Source organism: Nocardia aurantiaca, assembly GCF_009708175.1.
GTDB classification, from domain to species: domain Bacteria; phylum Actinomycetota; class Actinomycetes; order Mycobacteriales; family Mycobacteriaceae; genus Nocardia; species Nocardia aurantiaca.
Genome location: NZ_WMBB01000007.1, coordinates 423444 through 434760, shown reverse-complemented (window position 1 = coordinate 434760; position 11317 = coordinate 423444). Strand labels below are relative to the sequence as shown.

At 69.6% G+C, this 11317-nt stretch carries 12 protein-coding genes; 9 read left to right on the top strand and 3 right to left on the bottom strand.

The annotated features are described in order from the left end of the window. Nucleotides 1–5: 5 nt before the first annotated feature. A complete protein-coding gene (locus GLP40_RS17625) occupies nucleotides 6–818 on the top strand; it encodes an amidohydrolase family protein (protein WP_154788974.1) in 813 nt (270 codons plus the stop codon). Nucleotides 819–896: 78 nt separating this feature from the next. On the opposite strand, the gene GLP40_RS17620 is transcribed toward GLP40_RS17625, so the two are convergent. Beyond that, entirely contained in the window at nucleotides 897–1583 is a 687-nt protein-coding gene (locus GLP40_RS17620; RefSeq protein ID WP_154788973.1) for a hypothetical protein, read from the bottom strand. Between the two features lie 39 nt (nucleotides 1584–1622). Continuing rightward, complete coding sequence (locus tag GLP40_RS17615; protein ID WP_154788972.1) at nucleotides 1623–2549, bottom strand: PDR/VanB family oxidoreductase; 927 nt, start codon at nucleotides 2547–2549, stop codon at nucleotides 1623–1625. A 143-nt stretch (nucleotides 2550–2692) separates the two neighbouring features. Here GLP40_RS17615 and GLP40_RS17610 point away from each other — a divergent pair, with 143 nt between their 5' ends. The 8 genes from GLP40_RS17610 to GLP40_RS17575 are packed head-to-tail and all read left to right on the top strand — an operon-like array spanning nucleotide 2693 to nucleotide 10456. Then, entirely contained in the window at nucleotides 2693–3853 is a 1161-nt protein-coding gene (locus tag GLP40_RS17610) for an acyl-CoA dehydrogenase family protein (protein ID WP_154788971.1), read from the top strand. A gap of 26 nt (nucleotides 3854–3879) precedes the next feature. After that, nucleotides 3880–4404: a YiiD C-terminal domain-containing protein gene (locus GLP40_RS17605; protein ID WP_154788970.1), complete on the top strand. Its 525-nt coding sequence runs from the start codon at nucleotides 3880–3882 to the stop codon at nucleotides 4402–4404. Continuing rightward, nucleotides 4401–5294 (top strand): alpha/beta hydrolase family protein, encoded by an 894-nt coding sequence (locus tag GLP40_RS17600; RefSeq protein ID WP_154788969.1) that lies wholly within the window; start codon nucleotides 4401–4403, stop codon nucleotides 5292–5294. Before GLP40_RS17605 ends, GLP40_RS17600 begins: the two co-directional genes overlap by 4 nt. 9 nt (nucleotides 5295–5303) lie before the next feature. Continuing rightward, entirely contained in the window at nucleotides 5304–6425 is a 1122-nt protein-coding gene (locus GLP40_RS17595) for an ABC transporter ATP-binding protein (protein WP_328290293.1), read from the top strand. 32 nt (nucleotides 6426–6457) lie between these two features. Further along, a complete protein-coding gene (locus tag GLP40_RS17590) occupies nucleotides 6458–7828 on the top strand; it encodes an ABC transporter substrate-binding protein (RefSeq protein ID WP_328290292.1) in 1371 nt (456 codons plus the stop codon). Further along, nucleotides 7825–8682 (top strand): metallophosphoesterase, encoded by an 858-nt coding sequence (locus GLP40_RS17585; RefSeq protein WP_154788967.1) that lies wholly within the window; start codon nucleotides 7825–7827, stop codon nucleotides 8680–8682. The genes GLP40_RS17590 and GLP40_RS17585 overlap by 4 nt, the downstream gene beginning before the upstream one ends. A gap of 3 nt (nucleotides 8683–8685) precedes the next feature. Beyond that, nucleotides 8686–9639, top strand: a complete 954-nt coding sequence (locus tag GLP40_RS17580; RefSeq protein WP_328290291.1) for a carbohydrate ABC transporter permease — start codon at nucleotides 8686–8688, stop codon at nucleotides 9637–9639. After that, entirely contained in the window at nucleotides 9632–10456 is an 825-nt protein-coding gene (locus GLP40_RS17575) for a carbohydrate ABC transporter permease (protein WP_154788966.1), read from the top strand. The genes GLP40_RS17580 and GLP40_RS17575 overlap by 8 nt, the downstream gene beginning before the upstream one ends. A gap of 264 nt (nucleotides 10457–10720) precedes the next feature. On the opposite strand, the gene GLP40_RS17570 is transcribed toward GLP40_RS17575, so the two are convergent. Beyond that, on the bottom strand, nucleotides 10721–11284 hold the full coding sequence (locus GLP40_RS17570) for a TetR/AcrR family transcriptional regulator (protein ID WP_196054710.1): 564 nt from the start codon (nucleotides 11282–11284) through the stop codon (nucleotides 10721–10723). Nucleotides 11285–11317: the final 33 nt, after the last annotated feature.

The window sequence follows — 11317 nt, the reverse complement described above, 5'->3', positions numbered from 1 at the left end:
CGCAGATGACCGTCGACGCCTGGGCCCAGCACCCCACGGCCCGCTTTCTCGCCCATGACATGTTCGCCTCGCTGCGCCGCTGGTCCGGCGCGGAGATCCCCGCCGGCGACATCCCCCTGAAGTCGACGCTCGCCGCCATGGACGCGGCGGGCGTCGACCACGCCCTCCTGTCGGCCTGGTCCGCACCGGAGGGCGTTCTCATCTCCAACGACGAAGTGGCCGAATGGGTCCGCGAAGCCCCCGACCGCTTCTCCGGCATCGCCTCGGTGGACCTGCGCCGCCCCATGGACTCGGTGCGCGAACTGCGCCACCGCGTCCGGGACCAGGACTTCAAGGCCCTGCGCGTACTCCCGTGGCTGTGGGAGACCCCGCCCACCGACCGCCGCTTCTACCCCCTCTACACGGCCTGCGTGGACCTGGGCATCCCCTTCTGCACCCAGGTCGGCCACACCGGTCCGCTGCGCCCCTCCGAAACGGGCCGCCCGATCCCGTACATCGACCAGGTGGCCCTCGATTTCCCCGACCTCACCATCGTCTGCGGCCATATCGGCTACCCGTGGACCGAGGAGATGATCGCCGTCTCCCGCAAACACCCCAACGTCTACATCGACACCTCGGCCTACACCACGAAACGCCTGCCTCCCGAACTGGTTTCGTACTTGAAGACCGGCACCGGCCGTCGCAAGGTCCTCTTCGGCACCAACTACCCGATGATCTTCCCGCAGCATGCCCTCGACGGTCTCGACGCCCTGGGCCTCGACGAGGAAACCCGCGACCTGTATCTGGACGGTAATGCCCGCCGCGTTTTCGGCGTGTGAACGAAAGACCCCGCCCGGATCGGAGATCCGGGCGGGGTCGGTGTCCCCCGGGCGAGAGGTTCGCCGGGCCTGTGCCGCCTACTTGGCGGGGGTGAAGGGCTGGTTGATGGTGGTGAAGTACTGGATGGCGGCGGCGATGGCGACCGGGGCGGTGACGAGCAGCTGGCCCGCGATGGTGCCGAGGAAGCCGACGGCGGCCGCACCCGCGATGCAACCGGCCAGCGGACCCGCGCCGAACAGCGTGGCCAGCGCGCCGGTGAGGGCGAGACCGACCGACGCGCCCGCCAGGCAGCCCAGGCCCGCGCCGCCGAGCCCGCCGACCAGGGTGCCGATGGTGGCGCCGAGGGCGATGGAGTCACGCATGCGACCCCACGCGGCCTGCTCGCGGTCGTACTGGGTCTTCCAGGGGGCCTGGTCCTCGTAGGGGAGAGCGACCGGCTTGTAGACCGCGTGCGCCTCGTCGAACTGAGGGGTCAGGGTCGCGGTGCGGTCGCTGATGTCGGCCGCGATCGGGAAGACGAAATCGTCGACGCGGAAAGACAATTCGGTGCCCGCCAGGACGGTGCCGTCGGCGGCTTTGATCTTGAAGACGCCATCCTCGACGGTCATCGAGCCCGCGTCGGTCCGGACGATCGTGGTCGTCGGGGTGCTGGTCGCCGTGTAGTTCACGGCCTCGGGGGTGTCGGCCCCGGCCGTTCCGGTAATGCCGGCGCTGATGCACAGTCCGGCAGCGAGCAGCGCGGACGCCGCAGCAGTGTTCCTCATCTGTTTCTCTCTGCGTGTGTTTTCTTGGTGTTTCCCGTGTCAGAGCTCGAGCACGAGAACGTCGGAGAGCGCCCGCGAGACGCAGGGCATCAAGGTCCTGCCGCGGGCGCGTTCTTCGGCGGACAGCACCGAATCACGGTGCTGCACTTCGCCTTCGAGGAAAGTCGTCTCACAGCTGCCGCAGGTGCCCTCCCGGCAGGAGGTGACGATCGCGACGCCCGCGCCTTCGAGGACGTCGACGATCGACCGGTCCGCCGCGACCGACAGCACCTGACCACTGCGCGCGAGCCGGACCTGGAAGGCGCGATCGACCCCGTTGTCGACGCGCCGCGGCGTGAACCGCTCCGTGTGCACCGAAAGCCCGCGGCGCGCGCCTTCGCTCTCGACGGCGTCGAGCAGCGGCGCGGGACCGCAGCAGTACACGGTCGCGGTGGTCTCGGCCAGCAGCGCCGCGATCGGCAGCAGCCCGGCTTCGTCCTGCGGCACCAGAGTCACCCGCTCGTATCGGGCGAGCTCGCCGGTGAAGGCCAGGTGCGCTCGGGTGCGCGCACCGTAGTACAGGCTGAAGCGCGCCCCGGCCCGCTCGGCGGCGGCCAGCATGGGCAGGATCGGCGTGATGCCGATCCCGCCCGCCACGAACAGGTACTCGGCACTGGGCACCAGTGCGAAGTTGTTGCGCGGCAGTGACACCCGAAGCTCGGTCCCGGGGTGCGCGGTGCGGTACAGATGCTCGGAGCCGCCGCGGCCGGCCGGTTCGCGCAGGATGGCGATGCGCCAGCGCCGCTCGTCGACGGGATCGCCGCACAGCGAGTACTGTCGCTGTCCAACGCTTTCCGCGTGCACGTCGATGTGCGCGCCCGGGGTCCACCGCGGCAGCGCGCCCGGACCGGCCGCGGCCAGCTCGAGGGCGAACACGCCCTCGGCCTCGTCCCGCCGGTCGGTGACCCGGACCGTCAGCTCGCTCATCGCATCCCCTCGTGGAGTCGGTGTCGAGCCCAACCCTGTCCGAGCCGGGCGGCGATCGCGCGTCGGTAGCGGGAGTCGATTCGCCCGATAGGCATTGACGATCGCCCGGCCGGGATGCGCGGTGCCGGGCCGACACTGGCGCTATGAGCGCTGTGGCGGAACTGGTCGAACGGACCAGAGCATTCGTGACCGAGCACGTCTACCCGGTGGAACGCGAGGTGGTGGCCGGCGGCCGCGTCACCGACGACGCCCTGCGGCTGGATCTGCAGAAGAAGGCCAAGGAAGCCGGAGTCTTCGGCCCGCTGTCCGACCCGCGCTACGGTGGCCTGGGCCTGGACACCCGTGGCCAGGCTCAGGTGCTCGAGGCCGCGGGCGCGAGCCTGCTCGGGCCGCTCGCGGTCAATGCCTGGGCCCCCGACGACGGCAATATCCACCTGCTGGCCCATGTCGCCGATGCCGAGCAGCAGGAGCGTTACCTGGCCCCGCTGGCCTCGGGCGAGGTGCGTTCGGCCATTGCCCTGACAGAGCCCGCCCCCGGGGCGGGATCGGATCCGCGCATGCTGCGCACCGTCGCCCACGAGACCGATGACGGCTGGGTCATCAACGGCGCCAAGCACTTCACCACCGGCGCGAACGGCGCGGCCTTCACCATCTGCGTGGCCATGACCACCGACGGGCCCACCATGTTCCTGGTCGATCAGGACAATCCCGGTCTGCGGGTGGGTCGCCGCATGCCGACCCTGGATCACACCAGCGCTCCCGGCGGCCACTGCGAGGTCGAGTTCGTCGACTGCGAGGTGCCCGATGCCGCCGTGCTCGGCGAGGTGGGGCGCGGCCTGGAGCTGGCGCAGGTCCGGCTCGCGCCCTCGCGGCTGGTGTTCTGCATGAACTGGCTGGGCCTGGCCGTGCGCGCGCAGCAGCTGACCGTCGAACACATCACGCGCCGTTCGGCTTTCGGCGTTCCGATCGCCGAACACGGCATCGCCCAGGGCCTGGTCGCCGATAACGAGATCGATATCGCGGCCGCCCGCAGCCTGGTGCGCACCGTCGCCGAGACCGTCGATGTCTGCGGACCGGCCTCCCCGCAGGCCCGCCACGAGACCTCGGTCGCGAAAACCTTCGTCTCCGAGGCGGTCTGGCGCGTGCTGGACCGCGCCGTGCAGCTGCACGGCGGCCTCGGCGTCTGCGAGGACCACCTGGTCGCTCGATTCCTGGTGGAGGCCAGGGCATTCCGCATCTACGAGGGGCCCTCGGAAGTGCTGCGCTGGTCCATCGCACGCCGCGTGCTGCGCGGACCCCGCTGAGAACGCGATCAGAAGGGAACACAGAGATGACCAGAACCCTGGCCGGATTCGCCGCCGCGTATCCGGAATTGGACTACGACGCCGTCGATTACGAGTACTTGCGCGCGGTGTCGCAGGCGCTGGTGCCGTTCGGCGGCCACGTCGGCACGCTCGTCACCGAGATCAGCCGCGAGCGGGCGGTGGTGGAGATCCCGGCGGTGGAACAGGTGCGCAATCATATGGGCACCGTGCATGCCGGCGCGCTGTTCACGGCCGCGGATATCGCCGGTGCGGCGGCGTTCGTGGGCGCTGCGGCGGAGCGGCTGTACACGGTGGAGCGGCTGGTCCTGCGGGGTGGCACCGCGTCGTATCGCAAACCGGCGCAGGGCCGTATCCGCGCCGTGGCGACCGTTGACCAGCCCGAGCTGTCCGTCATTCTGGCCGCGACGGAGTCGGCGCGGTTCGAATTGTCCGGCAAGGCGTCGCTGCTCGACGACAACGAGGTGGTGGTCGCCAAGTTCACCTTCGATTACGTATGCGATGTGACCATCGCCGGAACCGAGGCGTCATGACCACCGCCACCCCCGAGTCCCGGTCGGAATTCGGCACTCTGGAGTCCACGCGGGTGGAAACCACCGATGGCGTGTCGTTCACCGTGCGCTTCCTGCCTTCGGAGCGGCCCGACGCGCCGGTCGTGCTCATCCTGCCCGCCATGGCGATGAAAGCCCGCAATTACTTCTCGCTCGCCAAAGCCCTACAGGCCCAAGGGCTCTCGGTGGCCACCTGTGACCTGCGCGCCCACGGCGAGGCCACGCCCGCCCTGGGCGAGCACACCGACTTCGGCTACCGCGAGATGATCGAGATCGATCTGCCCGCCATCGTGGCCGCGGTCGAGGAACGCTTCCCGGGCGCGCCGATCCACCTGTTCGGCCACAGCCTGGGCGGTCAACTCGCCTTGCTGTTCTCGGCCGCCGAACCCGGCCGGATCGTCGGCGTCACGGTCATCGGCACCGGCACCGTGTTCTGGTGGGCCTTCGGCCCGCGCCGCTGGTGGGAGGCCTTGAGCCAGATCCAGTGGATCGGCCTGGTGTCCCGGGTGCGCGGGCACTGGCCCGGCGGCGTGCTGATTCCCGCGCCCATGCCCGGTGGCGTGATGGTCGACTGGTCGATGCACTCTCTGACCAGCTACTACCGCCCCAGCGGCACCAAGCGCCGCTACAACTCGCTGCTGGCCGCCATGACGCTGCCGGTGCTGGCCATCTCGCTGTCCGAGGATGTGCTCGGCCCGAAATCCAATGTGGACTTCCTGGTTTCGCGCATGCCCGCGGCGCGGGTGACGCAATGGCATATCGACGAGAGCTCGGCCGTCCGCAATCGCGACCACTTCCTGTGGGTGAAGGACGCGCCCGCCATCGCGACCGGCGTGGCGAATTGGATCACGACCGGCACCGCGCCGGTCTGAAGGAGAGACGTGGCCCGGCTGCAAATCGACAAGGTGTCGAAACGATTCGGCACCGACTACGCGGTGCGCGAGGTGAGCCTCGACATCGCCGACGGTGAGTTCCTGGTAATGCTCGGCCCCAGCGGCTGCGGCAAATCCACGCTGCTGCGCATGATCGCGGGCCTCGAGCAGCCCTCGACGGGCCGGATCCTGGTGGACGGCGCCGACATCACCGACGCGGCACCGCAGCAGCGGGATCTGGCCATGGTTTTCCAGAGCTACGCGCTGTATCCGCATCTGACGGTGGCCAAGAACATCGGCTTCCCGCTGCGCGCCCGTCGACGTTCTCGTGCTGAGATCGCCCAGCGGGTGCGCGAAGTGGCGGGCACGCTGGAGCTGTCGGCGCTGCTGGAGCGGCGGCCGGCCGCGCTCTCGGGCGGGCAGCGTCAGCGAGTCGCTCTGGCGCGGGCCATGGTTCGCGATCCTGGCGCGTTCCTCATGGACGAGCCGCTGTCGAATCTGGACGCCAAGCTGCGCAGCGCCACCCGCGCCGAACTCATCGCCCTGCACCGGCGGCTGGGTGCCACGTTCCTGTATGTCACCCACGATCAGGTGGAGGCCATGACCATGGCCACACGGATCGCACTGCTCAACGCGGGCCGGGTCGAACAGGTCGGCACTCCCGAGGAGCTCTACGACCGTCCCCGCACCGCCTTCGTCGCCGGATTCCTCGGCTCCCCGCCGATGAATCTGTTTCCGGCGGAGGTGGTTTCGCATGAGGGCGCCCTGCGGATGCGCGCCGACGGCATCGACGCCGCCCTGGGCCTTTCCGGCGGACCCGACGACGGCACCGCGGTGCTGGCGGGCATCCGGCCCGAACGCTTGCGCATCGATCCCGCCGCGACCACCGTGCGCGGCCGCGTGACCATGGTCGAGAACCTCGGCAGCGAGGAGCTGGTGCACGTCGCCACGGGCGCCGCGGACCTGTGCGTGCGCGCGCCCCGACCCGCGGGAGTCGCCGTGGGCGAGGACATCGGGCTGCGCGCCGATGCCACCGACATCCATCTCTTCGACCCGGACCGCGGCCTGAGGCTGACCTGGCAGGAGCCGGAACCGGCCGTCCAGGACGTCGCGGCGGCGTCCGTCGCCTGAACTTCGAACACCACTCGATGAGGAGAAAACCCGTGAAACGCACCGTGCCCGTCTTGGGCCTGGTGTTCGCCGCCTGCCTCGCGCTCACCAGCTGCGGGCTGAGCGGCACCACCGCCACCGATCAGACCTCCACCGCGCAGGTCCCCGAACTGGGCCCCGATCAGAAGGTCTCGATCGTCTTCGAGTCCTACAACTACGGCCTCGCCGGCCCGTGGACCGACACCTTCAACGCCTTGATCGCCGACTTCTCCAAGAAGTTCCCCAACATCAAGGTGACCGCGCAGAAGCCGCAGGGCAACAGCCCCAACCCGGCCACCGACACCATCTCGAGCATCCAGAACCAGATCGTCGCGGGTACACCGCCCGATGTGGCCCAACTGGGCTTCAGTGACCTGGATTTCACCATTCACCAGCTCGGCGCGAAGCCGCTGGACACGCTGTTCGGCAAGCAGGCCGTGCAGCAGAATTTCGACGGCACGCGTTTCCACTACCACCCGCGCGCCCGCACCCTCGACGACTGGGACGGCCACACCTACGGCGTGCCGTTCGTGTTCTCCACCCCCGTGCTGTACTACAACGCCAGCCTGTTCACCGCGGCCGGCCTGGATCCCGCCAAGCCGCCGACGACCTGGCAGCAGGTCGCCGAGGATGCCAAGGCGATCACGTCCAAGACCGGACAGGGCGGGGTGTATCTGGACTGTCTGACCAAGTCCGCCAAGGACTGGTGCTTCCAATCGCTGGTGCGCTCCAACGGCGGGCGCGTCATCTCCGAGGACCGCCGCACCCTCACCTACGCCGACGCGCCCAGCGTCGAGGTCACCAAGATGGCGCAGGATCTGGTCACCACCGGATCGATGCCGAAGCTGGCCCAGAAGCAGGGCTACGAGGCGTTCGCGCGAGGCGAGATCGGCATGATCCTCGAAACCAGCGCCATCCAGGGCACTTTCGTGGCGGGTGCGAAGGACAAATGGGACCTGCGCGCCGCTCCGCTGCCGCGCTTCGGCGACAAGGCCGCCGTGCCCACCAATTCCGGTGCGGGACTGCACATCCTGTCCGGCGACCCGGCCAAGCAGCGCGCCGCCTGGGAGCTGATCAAGTATCTCACCAGCGAGGACGCCTACCTTCAGATCTCCCGCAATATCGGCTACCTGCCGCTGCGTTCGGAAATGGTCACCGATCCGGCCGTGCTCGGCGCCTGGGCCGCCCAGAACCCGCTGCTGACACCGAATATCGCGCAGCTGGCCACCATGGAGCCGTGGGTTTCCATGCCGGGCAACGACTATCTGCAGATCCGTGACGGCATGATGGACGCCGTCGAGTCGGTCGTGTTCCAGGGCAAGGATCCGCAGTCCACGCTCACCGCCGCCCGCACCGAGGGCGCCAGACTGCTGCCCGCGTCATGACCGATCTGACTCTGGTGCAGCTCACCGACACTCATCTGCGCGCGGCCGGGGAACCGGTGCTCGACACCGTCGACACCTTCACCGCGCTGGCCGGGGTCCTCGACCGGCTGCGCACCGGCGGGCGGCGTATCGGCGCGCTCATCCTGTCCGGTGACCTCGCCGACAACGGCGCGCCCGAGGCGTACCGGCGGCTGCGCGGCGTGGTCGAACCCGCGGCCGCCGAACTGGGCGCACAGGTGCTGTACGTGATGGGAAACCACGACGAGCGCACCGCTTTCGGAGTGGAACTGCTCGGGCTCGAGCCCGGCTCGGCGGACTGCGCGCGACCGCACGATCGGGTGCTCGAGGTGGACGGGCTGCGCCTGATCGGCATGGACAGCACCACCCCGGGCCGCCACAATGGCAGGCTCGAACCCGAGCAGCTGGCCTGGTTGGGGGAGCAGTTGCGGCGGCCCGCCGCACGCGGCACGGTGCTGGTGCTGCACCATCCGCCGCTGCCCTCGGCGATTCCCGCCGCCGAATTCCTCAAGCTGGAAGACGCCGACCGGCTGGCCGAGGTGGTGGCGGGCACTGACGTCCGGATGATCCTGTGCGGGCACAACCACATGACCGCGGCGTCGGCGCTGGCCGGAATCCCGGTGTGGGTGGGCCCGGCGCTGGCGTATCGCATCGATGCCATGGCTCCGGCCGGACGCCAGCAGGGTTTCGTCGGCTCCGGTTTCACCCGCTTGGACGTGCTCGGCTCCACGGTCATCGCGACCGCGGTGGAGGCGGCCCCGGGCACCCGGATCTACGACAAGGCCGACACCGAGGTGCAGCAACGGCTGGCCGCTCTCGCGGCGGAGGCCGGGTAGCCGGTGTTCGTCATTCTCGACACACAGGACGCGCCGCCGGTGATCGCTTCGGCACCGGCGGCGCGTCCCCGCCGCGCACTGTCGCGCCGGGTGGGCCGGATCGCGGCCCCCTACCTGTATCTCGCTCCCGCGCTGGTGCTGCTGGTGGTGTGGACCTACCAGCCGCTGGCGCAGGCCCTGCAATTGTCGACCTACTCCTGGAATCTGCTGCCGACCTCGCCCATGCGATCGGTGGGATCGGCCAATTACGAACGGCTGGTGGGGCTTCCGGCGTTCTGGGCCTCGGTGCGCCGTACCGGTGTGCTGATCGCGGGATTGCTGCCGTTCACCGTCGGGCTGCCGGTACTCATCGCGTTGGCGAGCCGCCGGGTGGGCGCGCGGGCCCGCACCATCTACCACGCCCTGATCTTCGCGCCCTTCCTGGTCGCTCCGGTGGCGGCGGCCGCGGTCTGGCGCTGGCTGCTGCACCCGCGCACCGGTTTCGTCGACAGCGTGCTCGGCTCGCAGCGCAACTGGGTCTACGACGCGCGGACCGCGCACTGGGTGATCATCGGCATCACCGGCTGGCAGCTACTCGGCTTCGCGGTGCTGGTGGTGTGGGCCGGGCTGGCCGGGATCAGCGGCGATTACGACGAGGCCGCGCGCGTGGATGGCGCGAGCGCCGGTCAGATCCGGCGCTGGATCACCCTGCCGCTGCTCTCGCCGACCCTGGTGTTCCTGATCTTGACCACCGTATTGCTCAGTCCCACACTGACTTTCCCGCTCATCGACACCATGACCCAGGGCGGGCCGGCGCAGGCCACCACGAACATCTACTACCTGCTCTACGAGTACGCCTTCCACAGCTTCGACGCCGGGATGAGCGCCGCCGCGGGAGTGCTGATGTTCGTCGGATTCGGCGTGGTGGCCGCGGGCCTGGTCTGGATCTCGGAAAAGGTTGCCTTCCACGATGATTGATTCACCGCTGTTCGAGCGGCTGCGGTCCGCCGGCGGCCACGCGCTGCTGGCGGGCACGTCGCTGGTCTGCGTGTTCCCCATCTACTGGCTCTTCGCGACCGCGCTGCGCCGGCCCGAGGACGTCACCTCGCTGTCCCCGGTGCCGTGGCCGCTGTCACTGTCGAACGTCACCGACGCGGCGCGGCAGGTCGACATCACCGGGCTGATCCTGAACACCTTCGCCATGGCGGCGATGTCGGCGGCGGGTCAGCTGTTGATCGCGTTGCTGGCGGCCTACGCCTTCGCCATGTACACCTTCCGCTTCCAGCGGCTGCTGTACCTGGCCTTCGTGGGTACCTGGCTGGTGCCGTTCCAGGTCACCATGCTGCCCAATTACATCCTGCTCACCCGGCTGGGCCTGCTGGACACCCTGGTCGGCGTGGTGCTGCCCACCCTGTGCTCCGCGCTGGCGGTGCTGCTGCTGCGCCAGCACATGGCCGCGTTCCCGAAGGAATTGGTGGCCGCGGCCCGCATCGACGGGCGCGGCAGCTGGTCGATCCTGTGGACGGTGGTGGTCCCCAATCTGCGACCGGCGCTGGCGGCGTTGGGGATTCTGCTGTTCATCAACGCGTGGAACGAATACTTCTGGCCCGCGGTGGTGCTGCGCCGCTCCAACGGGGTGCTGCAACTGGGGCTGCGCAGCTTCATGGGCACCGAGGGGGAGCAGTGGGGTCCCATGATGGCGGTGGCGGGTCTGGCCTGCCTGCCCGTTCTGCTGCTGTATCTGGTGCTGCAGCGGCACATCGTGAACGCCTTCGTGCGCTCGGGCCTCAAATGACTCGTTCGGACAGGCAGTCCGACCTCGGATCACCGCTGCCGATTTTCGGTGGGCTGATCGGGAGACCCTGGCCGAGGCGGCGCGGCGAATGACCGTTGCGGTCGAGTTCCTCCTCCAGTGGGACGACGCGTCCGTGAACCGCGAATCGGGCCTCGCCCTCGATGCCTCGCCTCCACCGAGAGATCCCTGTACGCCAACGCCGCCGTGCCACGATTCGAGGCCGGCGGCGCGGCCCGCTTCCTCGCTCGCCGTCGGTGCGGCGGATCAGGACAGATAGCCGCGCAACAGGATTCGCAACGCCTCGTAGATCTGCTGGGTGTCCGGTTCCCCCGCGCCCGCCAGACGGTCGAAGATGAGGCCGTCCAGGCAGGCGATGAAGGCGTGTGCGCGGACCTGTGGCTCGTCGGCGCCGAGGCCCGCGAGCAGGTCGGCGGCCATGGCGCGGAAGCGGAGGCCACTGTCGCGCAGGGCCCTGCGGAGTTTGGGGCGGCGCGTCGATTCCAGGGCGAGCTCGTAGCGGGCGAGCATGCGGGTGCGGTCGACGGTGGTCCACTTGGTCACCAGGTCGGTGAGCAGGCGGGCCACCTCGTCGGGGTCGGTGGCATCGGGCGGACGCAGAGCCAGTTCGATGGCGTCGCGGTCGGCGAGCCGGTCGACCGCGGCCTCGAGCAGTGACTCGCGGGTGCGGAAGTGGTTGGAGCAGGAGCCCTCCGGCAGACCCGCCGCCTGGTCGACGGCGCGGTGCGTGAGGCCGCGCATCCCGGCCTCGGCCAGCGTGTCGATCGCGGCGTCGGCCAGCCGGATGCGGCGATCTGCGTTGTCGGTCACCATGGCTTCCCTTTCATCGGCCCGTGGGACTAC